This is a genomic window from Orrella daihaiensis, assembly GCF_022811525.1.
Classification (GTDB): Bacteria; Pseudomonadota; Gammaproteobacteria; order Burkholderiales; family Burkholderiaceae_B; genus Algicoccus; species Algicoccus daihaiensis.
Genome location: NZ_CP063982.1, coordinates 1,833,919 through 1,859,562, shown reverse-complemented (window position 1 = coordinate 1,859,562; position 25,644 = coordinate 1,833,919). Strand labels below are relative to the sequence as shown.

Here is a 25,644-nt window from a genome sequence, read left to right as displayed (position 1 = left end):
TAAACGGGGCATGGACGCATGAGCTGGAATTTTTCGTTGATATTGTTCGTGGCGCTAATGGTCACCGGATTGGTCTGGGCGCTCGATCGCTGGGTGTTGAGTCACAGGCGCGACAAAGATGCCAAACGTCCCTGGTGGGTGGAATACGGCGCAAGCTTCTTTCCCGTGATTTTGTTTGTGTTTGTATTGCGCTCGTTTATCGTTGAGCCGTTCCGGATCCCATCAGGATCAATGTTGCCCACGTTGCAGTCTGGCGATTTGATCTTGGTGAACAAGTACACTTACGGGATACGGTTGCCCATTCTAGATACCAAGGTCATCCCAATTGGTGAACCTGATCGTGGTGATGTGATGGTATTCCGCTATCCGGTTGATCCCTCGGTTGATTACATCAAGCGAGTGATTGGTCTGCCTGGCGATGAGGTGGCCTATCTCAATAAACGGCTCTACATTAATGGTCAAGAAGTGCCCGTAAAGCGAGATGGGGATTATTTTGAGCCCGATCGTTTGACTTATACGGCGCAGTATATTGAGGAATTGGGTGACGTTAGTCACAAAATACTCGTTGATAAGAGCAGTAGGCAGGATTTAAGGCCTGTTTGGCGATTTCCCTACAGAGACAGTTGTGATTTCCGGATGGACGGCATCGTCTGTCGCGTCCCGGAGGGTGTTTACTTTATGATGGGAGATAACCGCGACAACAGCCTCGACAGTCGGTTTTGGGGCTTCGTGCCTGAGTCGCATATCGTTGGCAAAGCCTTTTTTATCTGGATGAATTTTTCTGAGCCAGGCCGTATCGGTCGATTCCATTAAGAATCACTGACACGCCCGTCTCGGATGTGTTGGTGACAAACCATGTCTGCTGCAACCCTGGAAGCCGTCTTAGGCTATTGCTTTCAAAACAAGTCGTTGCTTGAGCTCGCGCTTACGCATCGTAGTCATAGTGCGCGTAACAATGAGCGCCTGGAGTTTCTGGGCGACTCGGTGCTAGGCACATCAGTGTCGTCTTTATTGTTTCATCGTTTTGCGAAACTCAACGAAGGTGACTTGTCGCGAGTTCGTGCCAATCTGGTCAAGCAAGCAGCATTGGCTGATATTGCCCAGAGACTAGGGTTGTCTGAGCATTTGCGGCTCGGCGAGGGCGAGTTAAAAAGTGGTGGGTTTCGTCGCCCCTCTATCTTGGCCGATACATTGGAAGCTATTCTGGGAGCCATTTATCTAGATGGTGGATTTGAAAAGGCTCAGGCAGTTATCCATCAACTATACGAACCGATTGTGAAGTCCATCGATCCCCAGACAATCGGTAAAGACGCCAAGACCTTGCTGCAAGAGTTTTTGCAGGCTCACAAGTTGGCGTTACCGACCTATACCGTTGTGGCCACGCATGGCGCTGCGCACAGCCAGCAATTCGAGGTGGCTTGTGATATTGCCGAGCTCGATATACAGGTGCAGGCTGCCGGAGCAAGCCGTCGCGCGGCTGAACAAACGGCTGCACGTCAAGCACTCGAAAAAGCCATGGCTGCTAAACCGGCTGGCGGCGCTCGAAAGGCGGTCAAGCGGGCTCGCAAGGCGGCCCAATTAACTTTGCCGGTGGCAGTCGCCCAGGATGCAAGATGACTGAGGTAAGAGAAGATTACCGGTGTGGTTACGTCGCGCTCGTCGGCAGACCAAATGTTGGCAAGTCAACGCTGACCAATGCCCTGATCGGGGCAAAGGTCTCTATTACCTCGCGTAAGGCCCAGACCACTCGTCATCGAATCATGGGCGTCCTGACTCGAGACGATGCTCAGTTTGTGTTTGTTGACACACCCGGGTTTCAGACTCGTCATGGCGGTGCGATGAATAAGATGATGAACCGGGTGGTCAGCCAAACTTTGGCGGATGTTGATGTGGTGTTGTTTTTAGTGCAGGCAGGGCAGTGGAGTGCAGCCGATGAGTCTTTGCTTGCCATGTTACCGAAGGATGCCCAGGTCATCATGGTCTTATCAAAAACTGATCTGGTCAAAGACAAAGCTACTTTGTATCCCTTTACAGCGACGGTTGCCGCTAAATTCCCATTTAGGGCGGTAGTGCCAGTCAGCGCTGTCAAAGACCGCCAGCTTGATGATCTCTTAAATGAGATCGCCCGTCACTTGCCTGTCAATCAACCTTACTTCGATGAGGAAGTCCTGACAGACCGACCCATGCGTTTTTTAGTGGCGGAACTTATACGGGAAAAGATTTTTCGTCTCGTGGGAGATGAGTTGCCCTACGGTTGCACTGTCGTGATTGAGCAGTGGGAAGAAAGTGCTAACAACGCCACTATTCACGCCTGTGTCATCGTGCAGCGTGAATCGCATCGTCCGATTTTGTTGGGAGCCAAAGGAACCCACATGAAGCGCATTGCGACAGAGGCCAGACAAGATATCGCTAAATTGCTCGACAAGCCAGTGCACCTCGAGGTTTATATCAAGGTAAAAAAGGGCTGGACTGACCGTCAGAGCAGCTTGCGTGAATTTGGTTATGAGTAAACGCTCGACGAGGATCATTGATGCGCCAGCATTTGTATTGCAAAGCACGGCCTGGCGCGAGACATCTTTGATTGTGAAAGTGTTCTCTCGTGATCATGGCGTGGTGACGCTAGTAGCCAAGGGTGCCAAGCGCCCATATTCGGGATTGCGCGCCGTCTTAATGCCTTTTCAGTTACTTGCCCTTTCCTGGAGCGGTAATGCAGAGGTAAAAACGCTTACTCATGCGGAAGTGTCTCGCGTTCAACCTGTTCCGGGTGCTGCGCTGATGTCTTGCTGGTATATGAATGAGTTGTTGTTGCGCTTGCTTGCGCCTGAGGATCCGCACCCGGGACTATATGATGCCTATGTGCAAGCGCTCGAGGTGTTATCTCAAGGCAAATCAGCCCCTGGTGCATTGCGCCAGTTCGAATGGCGAATGCTACAAGAGACCGGCTACGGCATTGACGGTCCTGAGCCTGACTTCAGCGATCGCAGTTTATCGGCAGCCTTACGTGAGCAATTCCAGCAGCGTTTGCTTGAGCATGTGCCAGGCGGCAGACTCAGTAGCCGTGAGGTTTTGCTGAGTCTAAGACGGCTAGCGGATACCTAAATCTCTTTCGGGTCAGTCAACGAGCACTGCTCTTCCGATCACCTTGCCTTCGTGCAGGCGTGCGAGCACGTCAGATGCCTCTGCCAGAGGATGGGTGGTCACTGGTATGGAGTTGATCTTGCCTGCCTTTACAAGCTCTAGCAGAGATTTGAGTTCATTCAGTGAGCCTGTATAGCTGCCTTGAATACGCAGTGCTCGCATGGGAATAAACGCCAATGGCCAGGGTGCAGCACCACCGAATAGTCCCACAATCACTAGCGTGCCGCCCTTTGTCAGCACATTAAAGCCAAGCTGTGTTGATGACGGTGAGCCCACCAGGTCGATGACAGCATGCAGTTGCTTGCCACCATTGGCTGCCATGACCTGCTGGGCAGCATCCGGGTCATTGCCGTTGACCACTGCCAGTGCGCCGGCATTTTTTGCGGCTTGAAGTTTGGCTGGATCAATGTCCACCACAATCGCCCCGTGTCCTCCCATGGCTCTTAAAATTTCGATCGCCATTAGACCAAGCCCGCCAGCGCCTACGATAAAAATCGGATGTTTGGTGTGTATGGCTGGATCGATTTTGTTGATCGCGCTATAAGTGGTCAGCCCCGAGCATGCATGCGGTGCGATCTCGGCAGGATTGAGATCACCAATATCGAGCAGGTAACGGGAATGGGGCACCAGAATGTGATCAGCGTAACCACCGTGGGTGTAGATCCCTAGCGAGCGCGGTGTGGCACAGTAGTTTTCCTGACCCGATTGGCACACGTCACATTGACCGCAACCGATCCAAGGAAACACCAGATAGTTCCTGCCTGGTTCTACGCCATTAGCTTGTGCACCCATGGCCACCGGTGTGCCCACTGTCTCATGACCCATGGTCAAGGGCAACTTGATGCCACGCTCTTGCAGTGACAACCGTTTGCCATGTCCTAGATCGTAACCGCCTTCCCAGATATGCAGATCGCTGTGGCACACGCCTGCGGCACGTGTCTTCAGTAAAACCTCGGTGCCCTCAGGTTGCGGTGTCTCGCGCTCGATCAACTCCAGGGGCTGACTGAATTTAGTGATGCAGTAACACTTCATGAGAGTGTCTCCTGTTTTATTTTTAGAGGCGGCGATCCGTGTTTACAGCTCGTCTTAGATCCTCAATGCAATGAGTGACGGACCGGGAGTCGCGTTGGCATGATTGAGCGCCTTTTCAAAACCCGATAGCGTATCTGCGGTGGTTCCTGGCACACCGTGAGCCTTGGCCATTGACACCCAGTCCAGTTCAGGGCCGTCAAGATCGAGCATACGACTGGCATTTACGCCAGGGGCGGGTCCACCCATGTTGTTGAGCTCACCACGCAGGATGCGGTATGAGCGATTGTCAAATATCACGACTGTTACATCAAGCCCCTCGCGTGCCATGCTCCACAACGCTTGAATCGTGTACATTGCACTGCCGTCGCCTACGAGCGCAACGACACGGCGTCCGGGCGCAGCGACAGCGGCACCTACGGCCGCTGGTAAGCCAAAGCCGATCGCACCACCAGTAATGTCTATACAGTCGTGTGGCGCAAAATAGGGCACGCTGTCGGCAAGTTGTCGCCCGGACGTCACGGCTTCATCGACGACAATAGCGTTCTCTGGCAATGCCCGCGCCAATACTGCACCGATGGTTGCGGGTGTTGGAAATCCATCCTCATAAACTGGCATGGTGAGGTCTTTGGATAGGAACGCTGGCGTGGTACCACCCGCCCCGGTGGCATCACATAGGGCTTGTAAGGCGGCATGTAAATCATGTCCTGGCGTAGCCAGTGTATGCACGTGACAGTTGGCAGGGACGGTAAGTCGTGGCTTGCCCGGATACGCAAAAAAAGCAACCGGCACGGTGCTACCAATCAGCACGATGTGATCTGCATCCTTCAGGGTAGCTACGGCCGCATCCACCGCAAAAGGAATTGGACGCACATTGACGCGCCCGCGACCGCGCTGCAGCCTCGGACTGCGTGGCTCGGACAACAACTGGCAGCCTGTTTTTGCTGCAATTTGCCCGGCCAGCCATGTATGCGACTCCAGTAAGGCAGTGCCACCAAGTAATAAACAAACGCGCTTGGCCGTCCCTGGTTTAGCCAGCAATGCGGCCACCTCATCGACCGTTTCTTCAAGGACGGCCGCAGGTGGGTGTGCTGCAGCAAAGCTGTATTGGCCGGCGTCAGCTGACTCCCACGCACAGTTGGCTGGCAGAATCAATGATGCGATCCGGCCCGGTGCACTTTTTGCTTGGCTGATGGCCTCGGCGGTATCCATGGCCGCGTGTGTTGATGAGACGATGGTGCGAACCCAGTTTGACATCGGGCGAGCGACACCCTCGACATCTGAATTAAGTGGAGCATCGTTATGAATGTGGTCTAGTGCGTGTTGACCAATAACATTGATAATGCCAGAGCGTGCTTTGCGCGCATTGTGCAAGTTGGCCAGACCGTTGCCCAACCCAGGTCCTAGGTGCAGCAAGGTGGCTGCTGGCTTACCAGCCATCCGATAATACCCATCGGCGGCACCCGTCACCACACCCTCAAAGAGCCCCAGCACGCAACGCATCTCGGTGGCCTGATCTAGTGCCGCCACAAAATGCATTTCGGATGTGCCAGGGTTTGCAAAACACACATCCACACTGCCAGCAAGCAGAGTCTTTACCATGGCTTGCGAACCGTTCATAGTTTCTCCTTAATATGGTTATCGCATGGTCTCGCGCGCGATGACCACTTGTTGAACTTCGGTTGCGCCTTCGTAGATGCGCAAAGCCCTTATTTCCCGATATAGCATCTCAGCAGGATGGCCGACTTTGACGCCAAGCCCACCATGAATCTGCACGTTACGATCAATCACACGTTGTGCTGCCTCGGTAGCAAAAAGTTTGGCCATAGCAGCCGTCTTGGTCGTGCGTTTTTTAAGTACGTCGCGTTGCCACGCTGCTCGATAGACCAGTAGCGCTGCGGCATCGATATCGGTTGCCATCTGGCCAATAGACGCCTGCGTGATTTGCAGATCAGCCAAGGTCGCACCGAACATTTTTCGATTTTGAGCGCGTTTGATGGCCATGTCTAGGGCAGCTTGTGCAAATCCAAGCGCAGCCGCACCGACTGATGCCCGAAATACATCCAGTGTTTGCATGGCAACCTTAAAGCCACGGCCAGGCTCACCTATCCGCTGACTGACGGGGATGACGCAATCGTTAAACTCAAGCGAGCCAATCGGATGAGGTGCACAAACATCAAAACGCTCCGACACCACGAGCCCGGGTGTGTTGGCATCAACCACAAACGCAGTCACTCCATTGACATCATCTTTTTCTGTCACGGCAAACACCGTGTAGAAGTCGGCGATCCCTGCGTTCGATATCCACGTTTTTTGGCCGTTAAGACGATAGCTGTCACCATCCCGGACAGCGCGCGTGCTCATTGCAGCAGCATCCGATCCAGCATCGGGTTCAGATAATGCAAATGCGGCAATTGCTTGGCCTTGGGCGACTGCCGGTAAATATTGGGCTTGTTGGTAAGGGGTGCCAAACAGAGAGATCGGCCCACTCCCAAGCCCTTGCATGGCAAACGCAAAGTCTGCCAGACCATCGTGGTAACCCAAGACCTGTCGGGCCAGACACAGACTACGGGAGTCAAGCTCTGGCGTCACACCTCCGCCCGCTTGTGGGACGCACCAACGTAGCCAGCCGTCTTGGCCAAGATTTTTTACCAATGATTGGCAGGTCTGATCCACGTTCCCGTGATGCACACGATTGGTGAGTCTCAGGCCCGCCCAGTCATTCAGGCCATTGACCAAATCACCATGTTCTTCATTAAAGAAGGGCAGGCTAGTGATGTTGTGGGGTAATGTATCAAGCATGCTGTTTGTCTAGCAATTGTTGTGCAATTTCACGTAGTTTGTGTTTTTGAATTTTGACTGAATTCGCGCTCTCGACCGTTGGAAATGCCTCGAGAACTTCAAAATGTACCGGCACTTTAAAGCTCGCTAACTGTCGTTTGCAGGCGGCATGCCAGCGATCAGGTGCAGGCTGTGAGTCCTTTTCCAAGAGGACAAATGCCACTGCTACGGCGTTGGTCCCATGCTGTGCGCCAACGACCTGACAAGCACTGACTCCGGGTAAAGACTCGACAACCGCTTCAATCTCGGCAGGATTCACCAAAAACCCGCCCAAGCGCAAGGAGTCACCTAGTCGCGCTTGGAATACAAATTGTCGATCACTGATGCACCAGCCCAAATCGCCCGTGCGGAAATAACCATCTTCTGTAAAGGCTTTGCGGGTGGCATTGGCCTGATCCAGATAGCCAGCCATGTGCGAAGGCGAAAGAATCTCGATTTCGCCTGATTCACGATGAGCCACTAAATGACCGGTTTCAGGATCCCTTGCTCGAACGCGAGCGCTTTCATGCACCAGGCAGCCACCAGGTTGGTACCGTGTGCTGGTATCACCTTGGTTCGAGTCCAGCGGTTGGGCTGCGGTCAATGCGATTAACTCGCTTGAGCCGTATAGGCCGGTCAGTGACAGGCCATTATGCAGCGCTAGCTCAAACAGCTCATCTTGTGCCGGTGCAAATGAAGCAAACCCAAAAAGTTTGCAACTTGCAAAGTCATTGCGATCTTCAGATGCTTTAAGCATTTGCAAGATCAGCGCATTGTTGGCGTACGTATGGGTGACCTGGTGCTGACGAACGAGCGCAAGCAGACTATCAGCTGTTGATACAGGTTCGCAGGCAACGGGATGGCCGGTCAATAATCCACTGATCAGTGTGGCAAACCCAAATGCCCCACAAAATGGGGCGCTTGCCAGTACACAGGTATCGCCGTCATAGTCGAAATGTTTGGCAACTGCATCAGCGTGGCGCAAGATGACGCTTTCGGTGTGTAGTACAAACTTCGGCAGTGAAGTGGTGCCCGAGGTCGTGAATGTCAGGGTTCCGTGGTCGCCATGTGCCGCAATTGCAGGCCAGTTCTGATCGAGAGCGTCTTGCAATTGACCCAACGAGATCCTGGTCGATAGTTTTTCTTGCGCTGTGGCAGAGACATCGCCCAGAATCTCGTCGAAACCAATGCCTTTGAAACCAGGCCAGTAAATCAAACAGGTAGCTTGGCCACGCTCGATCAAGTCCTCAAGTTCACGACTACGAAACCGCGTATTGACCAGTAGTGCGATCGCGCCGATATGGCTAAGTGCAAGGAAGCTGCTTACCCACTCAATCGTATTGGGCAGCCACAGCGCGACCCGGTCATTGGCGCCAATACCGCGGCTAGTAAAAAAGCCCGCCAACTTGTGGGTCTGATGTGCAAGCTCTGCGAAGGTGACAGTGCGTCCGGGCTCCAGTATCGCCGGTTGATCACCATGCGTTTGAGCCAATGCCTCTAGACGTTCGCTAAGTGTGCTGTGCATGAGATCAGCTCACACAGTGGCAATCGGTGTGACGGGTGACCCCACAGCACCCGGCATTCGCAGGGGTGGGGCAGTTAGCAAGAAGTGGTGACGCTGATTGTCGTGTAGCCAGGCGGCCAGATCACGCAGGTACCACAGTTCTGCCAAAGGCACACCTAGCTTGAACAAACAATGGTGATGCAGCGGCAAGATTGAGTGTCCCGGGCCTGCGGTACGGGCCGGATAAGCCTCAACCGCATAATTGTCAGCGCATATTGCCGCGATCCCGGAGTCGGTGATCCAGTTCAAAAGCACTGGATCACTCCCATCTAACACCGATCCAGTTTGTTCCAGGCGCTCGTGGTCCGGTGCGCCGTTCATCTCTAATATCGCTTCGGAGAAACCCGTACGCAGTACCAACATGTCGCCGCGTGCAATATCTATGCTGTCTCGTTGCAAGATGTTTAAAAAAACCTCGCCAGAGACCACGGTGCGTCCGATACCTAGGTGTCGTTCGAGGTCGACCAGAACGCCACGACCTTGCATTCCTTTTTGAGCGTATCGATCAATACTCAGTTTGTTGGCGTAGGACGCGCCATCGCCACAGCAGTCAGTATGTTCTGTCGGGGGATTCTCGCCGCCCAGGATGTCTTTGCCCGCTTCAAAGCCGTTGTAGTAGACCTTGCGCAGATTGCCATCGCCTTGCGTATCAAACATGGCACCGATGTGGCACAGCCCATCCCATTGGGTGGAATACTGCATACACAGCGTTACCTGATCGTCCGACAGAACATCAATGGCGTCTTGCTGTATGCCCGACATGGCGACGTTCATAAAAGCCTTGCCATCAGCGCGCAGTGTCGGGGATAGCACGGGTGGATGACGGCGCGGATTCAATACATTTCCACCCGGCAGATCCAACGGCAGTGACAAACAAAACACTTTCCCAACCTTTACTTCCTGCACGGCCTGCAAGACCTTTTGTTCGTCCAGCAGATTCAAACGGCCGAGCTCATCGTCCTCCCCAAAGTCGCCCCAGGTTGATCCGGATGGACGTTGTTTAAAGCGCGCCATGATCTTGTGCCCCCAGTTAGCGGCAATTGTGCCGTCTGTTGTTCGTTTGCGCTTGATCTTACAACAGTAGGCGGGGTGAGCAGGCTTATTGTATGGAAGGATCTGGCAGGGTCATTTTTTAGGTGGAGCGCGTGCGATTTGGAACGCTTTATTGCGCGCCATCCATGTAAGATCGACGGTAACAATATGGAGACACCAGTCATGGAAAAATCTTTAGCCTTGGTCACGGGTGGCAGTCGAGGTATTGGCCGCGCGATTGTTGAGCGTTTACTGGCCGATGGGTTCATGGTGCTCAACTTTAGTCGCACACCACCAGAACAGATGATGGCTGGTGAGACCTTTGAGTCTGTTGATCTCATGAGCCCAGATGCGACTCGACAGGCTATCGAACACTGGCGGGGCAAGCGTGAGATCGTGCACTTGGTCAATAATGCCGGCATGATTGAGGTTGCGGCCCTGGAGGATGTCACACCAGAACAAGTCGATAAAATGGTCAATCTGAACTTGTTGGCACCCATGCTGCTTACGCAAGCCCTTATCCCGGCGATGAAGGCATCCCGGTACGGTCGTGTGATTAATATCGGCAGTCGGGCTGCGCTAGGCAAGGTTGGTCGCACAGTCTATAGCGCAACCAAGGCCGGCATTGTGGGCATGACACGAACCTGGGCCCTGGAGTTGGCCCAATTCGGCGTGACAGTCAATGCCATCGCGCCGGGTGCGATTGCGACTGAACTGTTTCTAGCTGCCAACCCGCCCGATTCGGAACAGACCAAGCGTCTGAAGGCTGCTGTGCCGATGGGACGAGTGGGCGAGCCCAAAGAAATTGCTCATCTCGTGAGTACCCTGATGCATCCTCTGGGTGGGTACACCACTGGGCAAGTGATCTATGTTTGTGGTGGTTTGTCTGTTGGCCTAGCCGGCAACTAGTCGGCGAGAACCGCCTTGGCCTGCCGTCACCAAAAAAAAGCCCACCGAACAGCTTGGGTGGGCCTTACGAGACATCTGCAGGAGACTGGACTACTCGCGATCTCCGCCAAAGATACCTAGCAGCATTAAGAGGTTGGAAAATACGTTGTAGACATCGAGATAGATGGCGAGCGTTGCACTAACGTAATTGGTTTCACCGCCATTGACCACCCGCTGCAGGTCTACGAGCATAAAAGCGGAAAATATACCGATGGCCAGCACAGATATGGTGAGCATCAGTGCAGGGATCTGAAAGAACATGTTAGCCAACGCGGCGACCAGAATAATCACTGCGCCGATAAACAAAAAGCGCTGCATTCCCGAAAGATCACGTTTTATCGTAGTCGCTAATGTCGCCATGGTGGCAAACACTGCCGCCGTGCCACCAAAAGCTAGCATGACCAATTGGGCACCATTGCCCATGCCGAACACAAAACCCAGCAGTCTAGAAAGCATCACGCCCATAAAGAACGTAAAGAGCAACAACAGTCCTACGCCGAGCGAGCTGTTTTTGTTTTTTTCAATGGCAAACATCAAACCAAATGCGCCACCCAGAAAAACGATGACACTTAACATGGGGCTCGCGTTCATGACCTGGTTCAAGCCAGTGAATAAGCCAATCGCTGCCCCGGCGACCGTGGGGATGAGCGAAATCGCCAGTAGCCAATAGGTGTTTTTGAGCACCTGGTTGCGTGCTACCTGCTGGCCTGCGGTGCCAGCGTAACCGCGTGACAGAGAGGGACGAAAATCGTTCATTGAACACTCCAAAAAAGATTCAAGGCTTGACTCACCGATGCTTTGCAGAGCAAACCCACGCTTTGCTTAACCATCTGACCGATAGGGTAACCGATAGTTCCTTGAATTCAAACCACAAATCCCGACAAAGCGTCAGGTTTTTACCTGCGTCTCCCAAGCTACCTGCCAGCTTGCTCGCTTAGCTGATGGGCATGTACATCGAGCCCCATGGCTTGATACTGCCGCCAGCGTTGGCGTGCCTGTTGACGATCTGCGTCATCGCGGGTAACGACTTCAAGCACTCGAGTAAATAAAGTGGGCTCGGGCGGGCATTGGTCGTCCAGATTCAGTAGCCAATCCGTCTGGTTTACTCGATTGGCTACCAACGGCCAAGCAGCTTGATCAACCAGAAATACGGGTACGGTTTCATTCTGTTCGTTAATCAGGCGCTCGTGCGGCACGAAGGCAATGTCCTCGACCACCCAAAGCGCCTGATCCATTTGAGCCGTCCGATCAGGGTCATCACAGTAAATAAATAAACGGGCGCCCCGGGCGACATGACGCAAGGTGCTGCGCGCAGCTTGCAACACTCGAGCATCAGCGTCAAATGCGAAATCAACCCGGGTTACGGTCATTGCTGGTCACTTTGTGCAACGTCACGCATTGTGACTGCCCTGACGTAAAAGGTACTCAACCAACAAAGGCACTGGTCGACCCGAGGCACCTTTTTGGGCGCCGCTTAGCCAGGAGGTGCCTGCAATATCCAGGTGTGCCCAGCGATAAGCTTTGGCAAATCGAGCCAGGAAACATGCTGCTGTTACTGCACCGGCCTTGGGTCCGGCGTTACCAATGTTGGCCATGTCAGCAAAGTTTGATTTGAGAAAGTCTTGATACTCGTCCTCGACCGGCATGCGCCACGCTGGATCAAGAGCTCGCTTGCCTGCACTTAGCAACTCTTGAGCCAACTCATCATCCGGTGAGAAAAGGCCCGAGTTCACAGTGCCAAGCGCCACAATGCAAGCACCTGTGAGGGTGGCGATATCGATAACGGCCGATGGCTTGTACCGTTCGGCGTAGGTCAGCGCATCACACAGGATAAGACGGCCTTCGGCATCCGTATTCAGTACTTCGATGGTTTGTCCCGACATGCTCTTGACCACATCCCCGGGCTTGGTCGCAGTACCGCTAGGCATGTTCTCGCAGGTTGGGATCAAGCCCACGAGTTCGCCAGGCCATTGGAGCTTGGCAATGGAGAGCATGGTACCGAACACCGAGGCCGCACCGCACATGTCAAATTTCATCTCGTCCATGGTGGCCGCTGGCTTGATTGAAATTCCACCGGTATCAAATGTGATCCCCTTGCCAACCAGAACGATCGGACCGTCGGATTTGGTCTTTTGTGATGCTTTGCCCTTGTAGTGCATGACGATGAAACGGGGTGCTTCACTGGAGCCTTTAGCAACCGACAGGAATGAACCCATGCCCAAGGCTTCAATCTGTTTTTTCTCCAACACAGAGACTTTGATCGATTTGAACTGCCGTCCGAGTGCCTTGGCTTGGTTGCCTAGATAAGTCGGGGTGCAGATGTTGCCGGGCAAGTTGCCTAACGTTCGGGTCAACGCCATGCCTTCACCGAGCGCTGCACCTTCGTTCAACCCGATTTGGATAGGTTTAGCGTCAGCCCGGTTGGCCAGCAGACTGTATTTTTTTAGCTTGGGCCGCAATTTCGGGTCAGGCTTACCCATGGTCTGGTCATAATGGTACGTTTCCGAACTGACTGCCTGGGCACTCAGTCGCGCCAATTGGCGTGCGTCAGCTTTGGGGCAGGGGATCGTTGCCAAAGCCGAGGTAGCCTGGGTAAGACGTAGAGCCACGCATTGCCTGGCGAAAGCGGTTTCGGCTTTCTTGAATGCCTTTAGGCCGTAATCACTTTGCTTGCCCAAACCAACCAACATGACACGTTCTGCACGCACCCCCGCGATGTTACGCAAAACCAGTACTTCACCGACGCGTCCCAAAAAATCCTGGCCCACCACAGATTTCAGTGCGTGATCGCCGGCCCGGTTGAGCACGTCTGCTGCAGCCGATAATTCGCCGTCGGCAAATACCCCAACGGCCAGCGCGGCAGTCTTGATCTGGTGGTAGGCTGAAGTGCTCTGTGTGCTAAATTCCATGTGATTCACTCTCTAGTTGCGTTGCCAGATAACTGATCAGTTTTCAGTTGGCATTATGGCGCATTTGAACCTCGCATGTCTCTATTTAAACGGGCTGTGGCCGCCGAAGTTTCGAGCAACGCCAGTGTGGTGATGTCCACGCTCGTGGTGGTTTGGCTCAGCGTCGTGTTGGTCAGGCTCATCGGGCAGGCTGCCAAAGGCATTATCGGCGCCGACGTTGTTATCGGCTTGGCGGCTTTAACCACGATTGCGGCATTGCCTACGATCATGGCTTTGTCGTTGTTTATTGGAATACTCACCACGGTTTCGCGTAGTTATCGGGACTCAGAAATGGTGGTCTGGTTTGCCAGTGGCTTGTCATTAACAGATTGGATAGCGCCGGCTTTGCGACTGGCAATCCCGGTGAGCGTCGCCGTTGGTGCCTTGACCTTGTTTGCTTCACCCTGGTCCCATCGTCAAATCGAAGACTACCGGGCCAGATTCGATTTGCGTTCTGAAATTTCACAGATTACCTCGGGTGATTTCCTCGAGTTAGACCGTGGCAATCGGGTCGTGTTCGTTGAGCCATCAGAGACCAACCCAAACGAGCTGGGAGAGGTCTTTGCCCGCATCACAACACCGGATTGGCATGCGGTTGTAAATGCGCAGTCGGCTAGGACGGAGGTGGCTGCAAACGGTGATCGATTCCTGGTGCTAGTTGACGGTACTCGCTATGAGATGAAACCGGGACAAGGCGAGACGCGTATCACTGACTTTGAGGAGTTTGCATTTCGATTGGAAACGCCCAATGCCAACGAGACCTTGGCACAGGCGCGTGCGCGCGCGCTGGATAACCGCAAGGCCAGACCCACGTTGATGTTGCTAGAAGACGATGCATCACATTCAGATGGTCAGCTGATGTGGCGTCTGGCCATCCCCATTGCAACCATCAACCTGGCGCTTTTAGCGATACCGCTCGGGGCAGTCAATCCCAGAGTGGGACGGTCTTTTGATTTGTTGGTTGCTGGTCTGGTCGCATTGCTGTACATGAACCTGATCAACGCATCTCACGGTTGGATTAACAACAAAATCTTGCCGTTTGGTATGGGCGTCTGGTTGGTGCATGGCTTGTTTCTTGCATTGACAGCTGGTTTGTTCTGGTGGCGCTTGCGAATGCGCAAGCCGCTTGCTCCGAGTGTTGCACCTGCTTGAGCCTGCCGTGACTTTGTCGCACTGGTGGTATCTATCAAAATAATAAATAGTTATTTACAATCGATTCAATATAACTTACAATGCGGAGTTTGCCGCCGCGATACGGCGTCAATAAACCCCGCGTGAGTGAGTTCCTGCTCACCGTTCAAATTCGAGTCTTCAATACAACAGAGCACGACATGAACCTTCAACAATTTCGATTTGTGCGCGAAACCATACGCCGTAATTTCAATCTGACCGAAGCTTCAAAGGCGCTCTACACCTCGCAGCCAGGCGTCTCAAAAGCCATCATGGAGTTTGAGCAAGAGCTTGGCGTTCAGATATTTGAACGCCACGGCAAACGCATTAAAGGCTTGACCAAGCCAGGGCAGGCGGTTGCGCAGGTGGTTGACCGTATCAATCGTGAAATTGAAAACTTAAAAAGAGTCAGTGATGAATACGCTAAGCGTGACCAGGGTAGTTTGGTGATTGCTTGCACCCACACTCAGGCCCGCTATGCTTTGCCATCGGTCATTCCTGCGTTTCGAGCGCGATTCCCGAAAGTCAGGCTCGCTCTTGCGGAGGGCAGTCCTACCCAGTTGGCAGACATGGTGCTTCAGGGGGAGGCAGATTTGGCCATTGCTACCGAATCGCTAGCCCAGACCCCAGGCCTTGCCAGCGTGCCTTGCTATCGTTGGGAACATGCAGTGGTTTGCCGTCCGGAGCACCCACTGACCAAAAGCTTTAAAAAAAATGGGCAAGTAACGCTGGCAGATTTGGCGCAATATCCAATTGTTACTTATGACCTTGCATTCTCCGGCAGGCGCAATATTGATGATGCATTTGGCTCGGCCGGTTTGCAGCCTGATATTGTTCTTGCGGCCATTGATGCGGACGTCATCAAAACCTACGTTGATGTGGGTCTTGGGATCGGGATTATCGCTGCCATGGCCTATGACAGCGAGCAGGACAAAAACCTTGTCAGCATTCCCGTGGGGCACTTGTTCGGCAAGCAGACGTCTCGGGTTGCCGTCAGAGCCGGTGAGTTCCTAAGGGACTATGTTTACACCTTCATCGGCATGCTGGCGCCGGACCTTAAGCCAGCCGAAATCACAGCACTTTTAAAGCCAAAGCTATAGCAGTTGAATTTTGGTTAGGAAATTTCAATAGAAAATTCAGCGACAGCCACTTGAAATAGGAATGAGAACGATTATCATTTGAATATCTACACAACACAGGTATTCAATATGTCCATCGCTGCTACTGTAAACGCCGTAATCGTCGGCGCTGACCGTCTAGGCAATATTCCAGATTTGCTGGGTACGCACAATATTCGAATCATCCATCATGTCAGTGGTCGTGATCCAGCACACCAGCGTCGTACGTTACAGCTGCCAAGTGGAACCGAATTGGTGATTTTGCTGACGGATTTCTTGGGACACAACGTCATGAAATCATTTCGCCAGGCCGCACAGCGATCCGGGGCGCGAGTGATGGCATGTCGCCGGTCGGTGTGTGCGATGCAGCAGGCACTGGAGCAGTCCGGATTATGTGCTCGGTTAGAGCCCGCCAAGGACATCTGCAAGCAGTGTCCGAAACGTCGACGTTAGTGGGGGTCGATTACTGGCTGGCTAGTCGGTCAGCCACCAGAACCGGATCAATTCGACGAGCACCGTTGTAGCGCTGAGCCCAGTAACGCTTGGTCATGTTCTCCACTCGAACTTGCCCCCCCGAAGAGGGTGCATGCACGAACAGCTCGTTGCCCAGATAGATTCCAACGTGTGAGTATCGCCTACCGAGGGTGTTGAAAAAAACCAGGTCCCCGATGGCAAGTTCCTGGCGACCGACTTTCTGACCGATGCGCGCCAGGTCGGCGGAGCGTCGCGGCAGCCTCAGTCCAAGCGACGTCTGAGCGGAGTAGTAAATCAGACCGCTGCAATCAAATCCCTCGTCCGGTGCATCGCCACCGTAGCGATACCTGATTCCCAGGTGGGTGAGGGCTTGGCGAGTTAGCGGATGCTGGGCTGCTGCGATGGCTGTCACTGGATCAAGGGCATCGATATCGATCTTGGCGTTGCGGCTTCCTTGAGGGTCTAGCCAGGCACTTTTGTCATCAGGCGCGCTTGCGCAACCAGCCAGCGCAAACAACGATACAGTCAGCATCCCAAGCGCAACGCGGGGCTTGTACAGAGTAGTTACCGATCGAAGTGTTGGTGCTTTGTTTTTGAGTGTAGCCATCAATATGTGGGTGCAGCCACTAAGCTTGCGCGCCAGCCTGTTTCCTAAGTGCTTGATTGTACAGCGTTGTGTGTAAAAAGCAGCCTGATTTTTTGCATTGCGCAAGTCTCACGAAAGATTAGTGGGGCAATATAGTTACCAAATGACAACATAGTCACGACAACACAATATCTGGAGACTTGCGATGGCAAACCTCGAATCCGTACATCGTCGTTCAATCGAGCAACGCGACGAGTTCTGGCAAGGAGAAGCGAAACGGGTTCATTGGGAAACACCATTCGAGCAGGTTCTGGACTTTACCAATCCACCTTTTGCCCGTTGGTTCGTTGGCGGCAAAACCAATCTTTGTTACAACGCGGTTGATCGCTGGTTGGACGCGGGTGCCGATGAGGCTGCGCTTATCTGGGTCTCCACAGAGGTCGATGAACGAAAGACCTATAGCCGGCGGGAACTATTTGACGAAGTTAATGCCACGGCCGCCATGTTGCGCGCCCAAGGCGTGGGTCCTGGCGACCGGGTGTTGATCTACATGCCGATGATTCCATCGGCAGTATTCGCGATGCTGGCTTGCGCGCGATTAGGGGCGATCCACTCTGTGGTGTTTGGCGGTTTCGCATCGGTCAATCTTGCGAGCAGAATCGATGATGCCAAGCCAAAAGTGATTTTCAGTGCTGACGCTGGCTCACGCGCCGGTAAGGTCACGCCATACAAGCCACTGTTAGACAAGGCAATCGAGCTTTGTGAACACCCGCCACAATCGGTCATCATTCATGACCGCGGTTTGCATGCGTTTGAGCCGGTAGCCGGTCGCGACGTTGATTATGATGGACTGCGTCGAGCGTATTGGGGGCAGACAGTCCCAGTGCAGTGGATGGAGTCATCCGATCCGAGCTATGTGCTCTACACGTCAGGTACTACAGGCAAACCCAAGGGCGTGCAGCGTGATACGGGTGGTTATGCTGTGGCGCTCGCGAGCTCAATGGACTACATATTCGGTGGCAAGGCTGGTGAAACCTTTTTATGCACCAGTGATATCGGCTGGGTAGTCGGGCACTCATACATCGTCTATGGGCCTTTGATTGCGGGCATGGCGACCATCCTGTATGAGGGTACCCCAGTTCGTCCAGATGGCGGGATTTTGTGGCAACTCGTGCAAGACTACAAAGTGACCGTGATGTTCTCCGCACCCACGGCAATTCGGGTACTAAAAAAGCAAGACCCCGCGTTATTGAAAAAGTATGACCTCTCGAGCCTGCGAGCCCTGTATATGGCTGGCGAACCTCTGGATGAGCCAACGGCAGTCTGGATTTCCGAGGGGCTGGGTAAGCCCATTATTGATAACTATTGGCAGACCGAGACCGGGTGGCCGATTCTGGCGGCCCAACCTGGCATTGAGCCACGTCCCACCAAGTTCGGTAGTCCGTCATTTCCGGTTTACGGCTTTGATGTGCGCGTGATTGATGAACAAACCGGTCAAGACCTGGGAGCCAACCAGAAGGGTGTGGTGGCCATCGTGCCGCCGTTGCCACCAGGAGCGATGAGTACGGTCTGGGGTGATGACACGCGCTTCGTCGACACATACTTTTCATCCGTGCCGGGTCGCCAGGTTTACTCAACGTTTGATTGGGGCCTGGTGGATGGTGATGGCTACTGGTTCATCCTGGGTCGAACCGATGACGTGATCAATGTGGCTGGTCACCGGCTAGGCACACGCGAGATCGAGGAGTCGGTCAACTCCCACGCGGCCGTGGCAGAGTCCGCGGTTGTGGGCGTGGCAGATTCGCTCAAAGGCCAGGTGGCGGTGGCGTTTGCCGTGCTCAAGCAACCCGAGGCGTATGAGTCTGATGACGCCAAATCAGCGCTTGAGCGCGAGGTCATGAAGGTGGTTGACAGTCAGCTAGGCGCGGTCGCTCGACCGTCAAGGATTTTGTTTGTAAATGCACTTCCCAAGACACGATCCGGTAAAGTGTTGCGACGGGCGATTGTGGCAGTTTGCGAGGGACGTGATCCAGGCGATCTGACTACCATCGAGGATCCGTCTACATTGCAACAATTGAAGGAAACACTATGAAATCCAAGGCAGTATTACAAGAAGCTGATGTCAGCAAAATCCTAGCCGCAGCCAAGGCGTATGCCGTGGACAAGGGGTGGGCGGTGACCATTTCGGTGGTTGATGACGGCGGCCATCTGCTTGGCTTGACTCGTCTAGATGGCGCGGCACCCATTTCGGCTCATATTTCGCCAGCTAAAGCCAACACTGCAGCGCTTGGCCAGCGGGCTACCAAGATTTACGAGGACATTATCAACAACGGTCGCACGGCATTTTTGAGTGCGCCAGCACTGCAAGGGATGCTCGAAGGTGGTGTACCGGTAGTGGTCGAAGGGCAGGTGGTTGGCGCTGTTGGTGTGTCTGGGGTTCAGTCAAACCAGGATGTCGAAATTGCTGAAGCAGGCATTGCTGCGTTAGGCTTGAAATAGATTTTATTGTCATAACGAAGTACCGGGGCAAGGAGACTCTCAATCATGTCCAATTCCATTCAATCTGTGCTGGTCGAAACACGTGTGTTCCCGCCGCCTGAGGGGTTTGTCAAGCAGGCCAATATCTCAGGGCAGGCGGCCTATCAGGCGCTACTCGATGAATCTGATCGAGATCCAAACGGGTTCTGGGGACGTTTGGCAAAAGAGAATTTGCATTGGACCAAGCCGTTTACGCAGGTGCTTGATGAGTCTAACGCCCCGTTTTACAAGTGGTTTGGTGATGGCGAGTTGAATGTTTCAGCCAACTGCCTGGAAGCCAACATTGAACGTGGTCTCGGCGACAAGGTTGCGATCATATTTGAGGCTGATGGGGGTGAAGTCACCAAGGTCACCTACCACGAGCTCTATGAGCGTGTTTGCCAGATGGCCAACGGATTGAAGTCGCTTGGCTACAAGACTGGAGATCGCGCCATCATTTATCTGCCAATGTCGATTGAGGCTGTAGCAGCGATGCAAGCTTGCGCCCGACTTGGGATTATTCACTCGGTGGTTTTTGGTGGGTTCTCGTCCAAGGCCCTACATGAACGCATTATCGATGTTGGTGCATCGCTGGTGATCACGGCCGATGAGCAGGTACGCGGAGGCAAGCAGATTCCGCTTAAGCCGGCCGTTGACGAAGCATTTGGAATGGGTGGTTGTGACATCGTGCGCCATTGTCTGGTTTACAAGCGCACCGGTGGTTCTGTTGCATGGGACGACAAACGTGACATGTGGTTGCATGACCTGGTCAAAGACCAACCCAAAACCTGTGAAGCGGTACCGGTCAATGCCGAGCATCCGCTGTTCATTCTGTACACCTCTGGATCCACAGGCAAGCCCAAAGGGGTTCAGCACAGTTCTGGTGGCTACCTGTTGTGGGCCAAACTCACCATGCAGTGGACGTTTGATGCCAAACCAGATGATGTGTTTTGGTGTACGGCCGACGTGGGTTGGGTGACCGGGCACACCTATATCACCTATGGGCCATTGGCCAATGGCATGACACAAATCGTGTTTGAAGGTGTGCCAACCTATCCCAATGCCGGTCGGTTCTGGGAGATGATTCAACGTCATCACGTATCGATTTTTTATACCGCACCGACGGCCATTCGCTCTTTGATCAAAGCTTCTGAGGCCAACGCGGCAGTACATCCAAAGTCCTTTGACCTGTCTAGCTTAAGATTGCTCGGCTCGGTTGGCGAACCGATTAATCCAGAAGCATGGATGTGGTACCACATTAACGTGGGTCAGGAGCGTTGCCCTATTGTTGATACATGGTGGCAAACAGAGACTGGTGGCCATATGATTACACCGCTGCCAGGTGTAACACCCCTGAAACCAGGTTCGTGTACCACGCGCTTGCCAGGGATCACAGCAGCCATCGTAGATGAGACGGGAGGCGATGTAGAGGCCGGTCAAGGTGGGTTTCTCGTTATCAAGCGTCCATGGCCCTCGATGATCCGCACCATCTGGGGTGATCCTGAGCGTTTCAAGACAAGTTATTTCCCTGAAGAATTGCGTGGATATTACTTGGCTGGAGACGGCGCGCAGTGTGATGCTGATAATTGTTTCTGGATCATGGGCCGAATCGACGATGTGCTGAATGTGTCAGGTCACCGACTCGGCACAATGGAGGTTGAGTCAGCCTTGGTGGCGCATGAGCTCGTTGCTGAAGCGGCGGTGGTGGGACGTCCTGATGCAACGACGGGTGAAGCCGTGGTGGCATTTGTGGTCCTAAAGCGAGCCACGCCAGATGGTGATGAAGCTGTGGCCATTGCCAAGCAGCTAAGGGACTGGATCTCAAAAGAAATTGGCCCAATCGCCAAGCCCAAGGAAATCCGATTTGGAGACAACCTGCCCAAGACGCGTTCTGGAAAGATCATGCGTCGATTGTTGCGCGTGGTCGCCAAGGGTGAGGAGGTGACACAAGATGTCTCTACCTTGGAGAACCCAGCCATCCTGGATCAGTTGACCAAGCCCGTCTGAGAGTTCTGACTGGTCACTGCAGCTAGTTTGTACTCAAGCCCCGGTGCAGTTTGACCGGGGTTTTTTCTGGTGCGTCGTGCGCTTAGGTGCAGTTGCTTTGTGAGTCTTTGCGTTATGTTCAGGCCATGAGTTCAAACATGACAAGTCGCAGTCAGCCCTGGGGAGAAGCGTTGCCCGTATTGTTTGCTGGGGTCATGGCCACGCTTGTCGGTATCGGTCTTGCCAGATTTGCGTATACACCGCTGATCCCTGTGCTGATCGCAGCAAACTGGTTCAGTGCCAGTGACGCGATCTATCTGGGCGCAGCCAATTTGCTCGGGTATTTTGTTGGGGCATTGTCTGCACACCGTCTCACAGAGCGATTCCCGCCGCGATTGGCTGTTGGAATCAGCCTGGCAGTCGTTGTGTTGAGCTTTGTGCTCTGTTCGTGGGCAGCAGGCTTCTATTGGTTTTTTGTGTGGCGGCTGCTCTCAGGCTTTGCGGGTGCGATATTGATGGTGACCGTGCCGTCCATGGTGCTGTCGCGAGCGCCGATAGAGCAGCGCACTATGGTTGGGACACTCACTTTTAGTGGCGTTGGTTTAGGCGCAGTATTAGCCGCTGTGGTTATTCCAGTTTTATTGTCGTTTGACCTAACGATTACCTGGCTAGTGCTGGGATTGGTTGGGATCGTGTGCGCCTTGGCGTGTGATTGGGGTATGCGCGCAGTGTCTAGACTCCCTGATGTGCAACATCACGGTGCTCAGACGAGTTCGCAAAACAATATGCTCAGACCTGTTGTTTTGTTGGTACTAGCGGCCTATGCACTAGATGCCGCTGGCTTCATACCTCACACCGTGTTCTGGGTGGATTTCCTCGCTCGGGAGAACGGATTCGGTCAATCGGCTGCCTCTGTGCAATGGGCCATATTCGGACTTGGGGCTTTATGCGGCCCACTTTTAGCGCGAGGGCTGGTAGGCAGGCTGGGCTGGGGGTTTAGCCTTGCACTCGCATTTGGGCTCAAAGCATTGGCTGTTGCAATGCCGCTGGTTTCTCTGGCATTTGTCAGCCAAACCGTCTCATCATTTGTGGTGGGTGCATTGGTTCCTGGGCTAAGTGCGCTGACATCAGGGCGACTAGCTGAAATCGTGGGCTCTGCGGGTCACAAGCGAGCTTGGGGGCAAGCAACTGCCGTGTTTGCAGCAGCGCAAGCTGTCTCGGGATTCAGCATGTCGGTGGCTTATGACGCGATTGGTCAATATGCACCACTATTTGGGGTGGCGAGCGGGCTTTTGGCGTTGGGTGCCATATTGGTGGTGCTTAGCAATCGATCGGCTGGGCGCGTTTAACGAAGCTCTATCTCAACAAAAACCAATGGCTGATCACCGGCATTGATGACATTGTGATGCACGCCAGCCGGGCGGTTATAGGCAATCCCTTGCGTGAGTTTGGCGTTCACGGGACCGTCTGGCGTTTCAAGTAACAAGTCACCGTCAGTGGTGGGCACGACGACATAGTCATGGCCATGGGTATGCCAACCCGTTTCAGCCCCAGGTTCAAAGTGCCATTGGGTTACGATGACACGCTCGTTCTCGATCTGTCGGGTTGGGGTGGCCTGGGGTCGTGAGCTGGTTGTCATTTGATTTCCTTGTGCAACGCCCGTTTTAGCGCTGCTGCAAAAAGGCTGGTTGCCAAGTTGGCTTCATCGATTACTTTGCCCATCAGGATAAAGCCATGAATTTGGCGCGTGAAACAAACGTATTGTGTTGCCGTACCGGCCGCCGATAGTGCGTTGGCGTAAGCCAACCCCTCGTCATGAAGTGGATCAAACCCAGCAGTCAATACAAAGGCATCGGGCAGGCCAGACAGGTCTGCAGCACGTAGCGGGGAGGCCATGGCTTCATGTCGAACGTCCTGTCCCTGGAAATAATGGTCGTAGTAGTAAACCAAATCCTGTTTCAGAAGGCGGTAGCCCTGTCCGTTGCGTTCAATTGACTCACTTTGCATCAAAGCATCGGTGACTGGATAAATCAGCGCCTGAAATGCGAGGCGGATAACTGGGTCGTCACGCAATGCCAAAGAGGTAACGGCAGCCAATTGGCCACCGGCACTATCACCACCGACAGCAATGCGCTTGGGATCGATATTCAGTTGTGCAGCATTGTCGTGTACCCAACGCGTGGCCGCCAGACAATCTAGCTGTGCAGCTGGGTATACGTGCTCAGGTGCGCGCCGATAATCGACCGCGATCACCACGCAGTCAGATTGATGGCACAGTGCTCGGCATAAATTGTCGTGGGAATCAAGGTCACCGACCACAAACCCGCCGCCATGGAAATACACCAATACTGGTTGGGTCGATTCATTGTGCGCGAACGGTCGGTACAGCCGAAGTTTGATATCGCCCCCTAGACCGGGAATTGCAAGGTCAGTTACTTCTGCAACCTTGGTTGGTTCAGGCTGAGTGAAGTGACGTCTGACTAAATAGGCCTCGCGCGCTTGTTCCGGTGTCATCATGTGCGTGGCACGAGCACCGCGCGCAGCGAGCTCTTCAAGTAACGCCTTGGCCTGTGGGTCCAGTATCGCGGCAGTTCCCATTACATGCCCGTGTAGACCGGGCCTTCGCCACCTTGCGGGGCGACCCAGACGATGTTTTGTGATGGATCCTTGATGTCGCAGGTCTTGCAATGCACACAGTTTTGAGCATTGATCTGCAACCTGTCATTGCCGGTCTCATCCTTGACGTACTCGTATACGCCAGCAGGGCAGTAGCGCTGCTCGGGACCCGCGTAGGTCGCCAGATTGAGCTTGACCGGCACGCTTTGATCTTTCAGGGTCAAGTGGATCGGCTGGTTCTCTTCGTGATTGGTGTTGGAAATAAATACCGAACTCAATCGATCAAATGTGATCTTGCCATCGGGTTTCGGATACTCGATTCGCACACATTCAGCGGCAGGCTTTAAGCATTCGTGGTCTGCCTTGGTACGGTGAATCGTCCATGGGATATTGCCACGCAGTAGCCACTGCTCGACACCTGTCATGATGGTGGCAACGGTACGTCCCTTTTTGAACCACTGTTTGAAGTTGCGTGCTTTATTCAGTTCGGTGTGTAGCCATGACTGCTCAAACGAGGCTGGGTACGCGGTTAGCTCGTCTTGGCTGCGATTGGCTGCAATCGCATCGAAAGCTGCTTGCGCGGCCATCATTCCGGACTTGATGGCTGCATGGCTGCCTTTGATTCTGGACGCGTTTAAGAATCCGGCCTCACAGCCCACCAGCACACCACCGGGGAAGGTTAGTTTGGGCAGAGATAGCAGGCCGCCAGCGGTGATGGCACGTGCACCGTAGGCAATCCGTTTGCCACCTTCGAACGTGGGTTTGATTGCCGGGTGGGTTTTATAGCGCTGAAACTCCTCAAACGGTGATAGCCAAGGGTTAGCGTAGTCTAATCCCACCACCATTCCCACTGCGACCTGATTGTTCTCCATGTGGTAAAGAAACGATCCACCGTAGGTATCGGCATCCAGTGGCCAACCTGCGGTGTGAATGACCAAGCCTGGCTTTGATTTGCTGGGTTCGATCTCCCACAGCTCTTTGATGCCAATACCGTAACTTTGTGGGTCGCGACCTTGGTCTAACTTGTAGTGAGCGATAAGCTCACGCCCCAATTGCCCTCGGGCTCCTTCAGCAAACACAGTGTATTTGGCCAGCAGTGCCATGCCAGGCTGATGGTGCTCGGTAGGTTGGCCATCGCGGCCAACGCCCATATCCCCGGTGGCCACACCGATGACTTGGCCTTCATCGCCATAAAGTACTTCGGTCGCCGCAAATCCAGGGAAAATTTCAACTTCTAGTGCTTCAGCCTGTTCGGCTAGCCAGCGCGCTACTTGTCCAAGGCTGATGATGTAGTTGCCGTGATTCTTAAAGCACTCCGGCAATAGCCATTCGGGCGTTTGCTTGGCGCCAGAGGGCGAGAGGAACAAAAATTTGTCCTCGGTCACCGGGGTATTGAGCGGCGCACCTCGCTCCTTCCAGTCGGGTATCAGTTCGGTGAGCGCTTGCGGATCCATGACCGCGCCAGACAATATGTGGGCGCCGATTTCGCTACCTTTTTCCAGGACACAGACGGAGATCTCCTGATTTTTTTCTTGTGCGAGTTGTTTTAATCGAATCGCGGTGGCCAGGCCCGCAGGTCCGCCCCCGACTACTACCACATCGTATTCCATCGACTCTCGTTCTGACATGCGCGTGTCCTTGTGATTGCCCCTAAAATGACCCGATTGTATTGCACAGCCTTGCTTGACAGGGCAATGA

At 53.7% G+C, this 25,644-nt stretch carries 24 protein-coding genes; 12 read left to right on the top strand and 12 right to left on the bottom strand.

Annotated elements, in window-relative coordinates:
* Positions 1-18 precede the first annotated feature (18 nt).
* The 4 genes from lepB to recO are packed head-to-tail and all read left to right on the top strand — an operon-like array spanning position 19 to position 3,099.
* Complete coding sequence (gene lepB, locus DHf2319_RS08610; RefSeq protein ID WP_243477810.1) at positions 19-813, top strand: signal peptidase I; 795 nt, start codon at positions 19-21, stop codon at positions 811-813.
* A gap of 42 nt (positions 814-855) precedes the next feature.
* Positions 856-1,617, top strand: a complete 762-nt coding sequence (rnc, locus tag DHf2319_RS08605) for a ribonuclease III (RefSeq protein ID WP_243477809.1) — start codon at positions 856-858, stop codon at positions 1,615-1,617.
* Positions 1,614-2,510: a GTPase Era gene (era, locus tag DHf2319_RS08600; protein ID WP_243477808.1), complete on the top strand. Its 897-nt coding sequence runs from the start codon at positions 1,614-1,616 to the stop codon at positions 2,508-2,510. Before rnc ends, era begins: the two co-directional genes overlap by 4 nt.
* Positions 2,503-3,099, top strand: a complete 597-nt coding sequence (recO, locus tag DHf2319_RS08595; protein WP_243477807.1) for a DNA repair protein RecO — start codon at positions 2,503-2,505, stop codon at positions 3,097-3,099. The genes era and recO overlap by 8 nt, the downstream gene beginning before the upstream one ends.
* Before the next feature lie 12 nt (positions 3,100-3,111).
* Here recO and DHf2319_RS08590 read toward each other — a convergent pair whose 3' ends face one another.
* Genes DHf2319_RS08590 through DHf2319_RS08570 form a run of 5 tightly spaced genes read right to left on the bottom strand, consistent with a single transcriptional unit; the run spans position 3,112 to position 9,565 of the window.
* Positions 3,112-4,170: an alcohol dehydrogenase gene (locus tag DHf2319_RS08590; RefSeq protein ID WP_243477806.1), complete on the bottom strand. Its 1,059-nt coding sequence runs from the start codon at positions 4,168-4,170 to the stop codon at positions 3,112-3,114.
* Positions 4,171-4,224: 54 nt separating this feature from the next.
* The gene (locus DHf2319_RS08585; RefSeq protein ID WP_243477805.1) at positions 4,225-5,787 is read right to left on the bottom strand and encodes an acetolactate synthase large subunit; all 1,563 of its coding nucleotides are present in this window, start codon (positions 5,785-5,787) and stop codon (positions 4,225-4,227) included.
* 18 nt (positions 5,788-5,805) lie between these two features.
* The gene (locus DHf2319_RS08580) at positions 5,806-6,969 is read right to left on the bottom strand and encodes an acyl-CoA dehydrogenase family protein (protein WP_243477804.1); all 1,164 of its coding nucleotides are present in this window, start codon (positions 6,967-6,969) and stop codon (positions 5,806-5,808) included.
* Positions 6,962-8,512 carry an AMP-binding protein gene (locus tag DHf2319_RS08575; protein ID WP_243477803.1) on the bottom strand — a complete coding sequence of 517 codons (1,551 nt, stop codon included), beginning with the start codon at positions 8,510-8,512 and terminating at the stop codon, positions 6,962-6,964. The genes DHf2319_RS08580 and DHf2319_RS08575 overlap by 8 nt, the downstream gene beginning before the upstream one ends.
* 9 nt (positions 8,513-8,521) lie before the next feature.
* On the bottom strand, positions 8,522-9,565 hold the full coding sequence (locus DHf2319_RS08570; RefSeq protein ID WP_243477802.1) for a cyclase family protein: 1,044 nt from the start codon (positions 9,563-9,565) through the stop codon (positions 8,522-8,524).
* 201 nt (positions 9,566-9,766) lie between these two features.
* On the opposite strand from DHf2319_RS08570, the gene DHf2319_RS08565 reads away from it, so the two are divergent.
* Positions 9,767-10,492, top strand: coding sequence for an SDR family NAD(P)-dependent oxidoreductase (locus tag DHf2319_RS08565; RefSeq protein WP_243477801.1), 726 nt, complete (start codon positions 9,767-9,769; stop codon positions 10,490-10,492).
* 90 nt (positions 10,493-10,582) lie between these two features.
* Here the strand turns inward: DHf2319_RS08565 and DHf2319_RS08560 are convergent, their stop codons facing one another.
* From DHf2319_RS08560 to DHf2319_RS08550, 3 genes are all read right to left on the bottom strand, one after another.
* On the bottom strand, positions 10,583-11,287 hold the full coding sequence (locus DHf2319_RS08560; protein WP_243477800.1) for a Bax inhibitor-1/YccA family protein: 705 nt from the start codon (positions 11,285-11,287) through the stop codon (positions 10,583-10,585).
* Positions 11,288-11,445: 158 nt separating this feature from the next.
* Complete coding sequence (locus tag DHf2319_RS08555; RefSeq protein ID WP_243477799.1) at positions 11,446-11,901, bottom strand: DNA polymerase III subunit chi; 456 nt, start codon at positions 11,899-11,901, stop codon at positions 11,446-11,448.
* Between the two features lie 21 nt (positions 11,902-11,922).
* Positions 11,923-13,440, bottom strand: coding sequence for a leucyl aminopeptidase (locus tag DHf2319_RS08550; RefSeq protein ID WP_243477798.1), 1,518 nt, complete (start codon positions 13,438-13,440; stop codon positions 11,923-11,925).
* A 75-nt stretch (positions 13,441-13,515) separates the two neighbouring features.
* Here DHf2319_RS08550 and lptF point away from each other — a divergent pair, with 75 nt between their 5' ends.
* The 3 genes from lptF (at position 13,516) to DHf2319_RS08535 (ending at position 16,220) form a co-directional block, all read left to right on the top strand.
* On the top strand, positions 13,516-14,631 hold the full coding sequence (lptF, locus tag DHf2319_RS08545; protein WP_243477797.1) for an LPS export ABC transporter permease LptF: 1,116 nt from the start codon (positions 13,516-13,518) through the stop codon (positions 14,629-14,631).
* Positions 14,632-14,810: 179 nt separating this feature from the next.
* A complete protein-coding gene (locus DHf2319_RS08540; protein WP_243477796.1) occupies positions 14,811-15,749 on the top strand; it encodes a CysB family HTH-type transcriptional regulator in 939 nt (312 codons plus the stop codon).
* A 108-nt stretch (positions 15,750-15,857) separates the two neighbouring features.
* Complete coding sequence (locus DHf2319_RS08535) at positions 15,858-16,220, top strand: DUF2325 domain-containing protein (RefSeq protein WP_369810172.1); 363 nt, start codon at positions 15,858-15,860, stop codon at positions 16,218-16,220.
* Positions 16,221-16,230: 10 nt separating this feature from the next.
* Here the strand turns inward: DHf2319_RS08535 and DHf2319_RS08530 are convergent, their stop codons facing one another.
* Positions 16,231-16,773 carry a C40 family peptidase gene (locus DHf2319_RS08530; protein ID WP_243477795.1) on the bottom strand — a complete coding sequence of 181 codons (543 nt, stop codon included), beginning with the start codon at positions 16,771-16,773 and terminating at the stop codon, positions 16,231-16,233.
* 259 nt (positions 16,774-17,032) lie between these two features.
* Between DHf2319_RS08530 and DHf2319_RS08525 the strand changes: the two genes are divergently transcribed.
* The 4 genes from DHf2319_RS08525 to DHf2319_RS08510 all read left to right on the top strand — a co-directional run bounded on the left by DHf2319_RS08525 (position 17,033) and on the right by DHf2319_RS08510 (position 22,679).
* Positions 17,033-18,919 carry a propionate--CoA ligase gene (locus tag DHf2319_RS08525; RefSeq protein WP_243477794.1) on the top strand — a complete coding sequence of 629 codons (1,887 nt, stop codon included), beginning with the start codon at positions 17,033-17,035 and terminating at the stop codon, positions 18,917-18,919.
* A complete protein-coding gene (locus tag DHf2319_RS08520) occupies positions 18,916-19,326 on the top strand; it encodes a heme-binding protein (protein WP_243477793.1) in 411 nt (136 codons plus the stop codon). The genes DHf2319_RS08525 and DHf2319_RS08520 overlap by 4 nt, the downstream gene beginning before the upstream one ends.
* Positions 19,327-19,371: 45 nt before the next feature.
* Positions 19,372-21,351, top strand: coding sequence for an acetate--CoA ligase (gene acs / locus DHf2319_RS08515; RefSeq protein WP_243477792.1), 1,980 nt, complete (start codon positions 19,372-19,374; stop codon positions 21,349-21,351).
* Between the two features lie 137 nt (positions 21,352-21,488).
* Positions 21,489-22,679 (top strand): YbfB/YjiJ family MFS transporter, encoded by a 1,191-nt coding sequence (locus tag DHf2319_RS08510; RefSeq protein WP_243477791.1) that lies wholly within the window; start codon positions 21,489-21,491, stop codon positions 22,677-22,679.
* Here DHf2319_RS08510 and DHf2319_RS08505 read toward each other — a convergent pair.
* The 3 genes from DHf2319_RS08505 to DHf2319_RS08495 are packed head-to-tail and all read right to left on the bottom strand — an operon-like array spanning position 22,676 to position 25,574.
* Entirely contained in the window at positions 22,676-22,969 is a 294-nt protein-coding gene (locus tag DHf2319_RS08505; RefSeq protein ID WP_243477790.1) for a cupin domain-containing protein, read from the bottom strand. The genes DHf2319_RS08510 and DHf2319_RS08505 overlap by 4 nt on opposite strands.
* Entirely contained in the window at positions 22,966-23,928 is a 963-nt protein-coding gene (lipP1, locus tag DHf2319_RS08500) for a LipP1 family hormone-sensitive lipase (protein ID WP_369810171.1), read from the bottom strand. Before lipP1 ends, DHf2319_RS08505 begins: the two co-directional genes overlap by 4 nt.
* Positions 23,928-25,574: an electron transfer flavoprotein-ubiquinone oxidoreductase gene (locus DHf2319_RS08495; RefSeq protein WP_243477789.1), complete on the bottom strand. Its 1,647-nt coding sequence runs from the start codon at positions 25,572-25,574 to the stop codon at positions 23,928-23,930. Before DHf2319_RS08495 ends, lipP1 begins: the two co-directional genes overlap by 1 nt.
* Between the last annotated feature and the right edge of the window lie 70 nt (positions 25,575-25,644).

Excerpts from the sequence above, each read along its gene's own strand:
- DHf2319_RS08560 (WP_243477800.1), bottom strand. The coding sequence starts at position 11,287 with ATGAACGATTTTCGTCCCTCTCTGTCACGCGGTTACGCTGGCACCGCA.
- lptF (WP_243477797.1), top strand. The coding sequence starts at position 13,516 with ATGTCTCTATTTAAACGGGCTGTGGCCGCCGAAGTTTCGAGCAACGCC.
- recO (WP_243477807.1), top strand. The coding sequence starts at position 2,503 with ATGAGTAAACGCTCGACGAGGATCATTGATGCGCCAGCATTTGTATTG.
- DHf2319_RS08550 (WP_243477798.1), bottom strand. The coding sequence starts at position 13,440 with ATGGAATTTAGCACACAGAGCACTTCAGCCTACCACCAGATCAAGACT.
- DHf2319_RS08575 (WP_243477803.1), bottom strand. The coding sequence starts at position 8,512 with ATGCACAGCACACTTAGCGAACGTCTAGAGGCATTGGCTCAAACGCAT.
- DHf2319_RS08540 (WP_243477796.1), top strand. The coding sequence starts at position 14,811 with ATGAACCTTCAACAATTTCGATTTGTGCGCGAAACCATACGCCGTAAT.
- era (WP_243477808.1), top strand. The coding sequence starts at position 1,614 with ATGACTGAGGTAAGAGAAGATTACCGGTGTGGTTACGTCGCGCTCGTC.
- DHf2319_RS08510 (WP_243477791.1), top strand. The coding sequence starts at position 21,489 with ATGACAAGTCGCAGTCAGCCCTGGGGAGAAGCGTTGCCCGTATTGTTT.
- DHf2319_RS08495 (WP_243477789.1), bottom strand. The coding sequence starts at position 25,574 with ATGTCAGAACGAGAGTCGATGGAATACGATGTGGTAGTAGTCGGGGGC.
- DHf2319_RS08530 (WP_243477795.1), bottom strand. The coding sequence starts at position 16,773 with ATGCTGACTGTATCGTTGTTTGCGCTGGCTGGTTGCGCAAGCGCGCCT.
- lepB (WP_243477810.1), top strand. The coding sequence starts at position 19 with ATGAGCTGGAATTTTTCGTTGATATTGTTCGTGGCGCTAATGGTCACC.
- DHf2319_RS08580 (WP_243477804.1), bottom strand. The coding sequence starts at position 6,969 with ATGCTTGATACATTACCCCACAACATCACTAGCCTGCCCTTCTTTAAT.
- DHf2319_RS08555 (WP_243477799.1), bottom strand. The coding sequence starts at position 11,901 with ATGACCGTAACCCGGGTTGATTTCGCATTTGACGCTGATGCTCGAGTG.
- DHf2319_RS08570 (WP_243477802.1), bottom strand. The coding sequence starts at position 9,565 with ATGGCGCGCTTTAAACAACGTCCATCCGGATCAACCTGGGGCGACTTT.
- DHf2319_RS08505 (WP_243477790.1), bottom strand. The coding sequence starts at position 22,969 with ATGACAACCAGCTCACGACCCCAGGCCACCCCAACCCGACAGATCGAG.
- DHf2319_RS08520 (WP_243477793.1), top strand. The coding sequence starts at position 18,916 with ATGAAATCCAAGGCAGTATTACAAGAAGCTGATGTCAGCAAAATCCTA.
- DHf2319_RS08565 (WP_243477801.1), top strand. The coding sequence starts at position 9,767 with ATGGAAAAATCTTTAGCCTTGGTCACGGGTGGCAGTCGAGGTATTGGC.
- rnc (WP_243477809.1), top strand. The coding sequence starts at position 856 with ATGTCTGCTGCAACCCTGGAAGCCGTCTTAGGCTATTGCTTTCAAAAC.
- lipP1 (WP_369810171.1), bottom strand. The coding sequence starts at position 23,928 with ATGGGAACTGCCGCGATACTGGACCCACAGGCCAAGGCGTTACTTGAA.
- acs (WP_243477792.1), top strand. The coding sequence starts at position 19,372 with ATGTCCAATTCCATTCAATCTGTGCTGGTCGAAACACGTGTGTTCCCG.
- DHf2319_RS08535 (WP_369810172.1), top strand. The coding sequence starts at position 15,858 with ATGTCCATCGCTGCTACTGTAAACGCCGTAATCGTCGGCGCTGACCGT.
- DHf2319_RS08585 (WP_243477805.1), bottom strand. The coding sequence starts at position 5,787 with ATGAACGGTTCGCAAGCCATGGTAAAGACTCTGCTTGCTGGCAGTGTG.
- DHf2319_RS08525 (WP_243477794.1), top strand. The coding sequence starts at position 17,033 with ATGGCAAACCTCGAATCCGTACATCGTCGTTCAATCGAGCAACGCGAC.
- DHf2319_RS08590 (WP_243477806.1), bottom strand. The coding sequence starts at position 4,170 with ATGAAGTGTTACTGCATCACTAAATTCAGTCAGCCCCTGGAGTTGATC.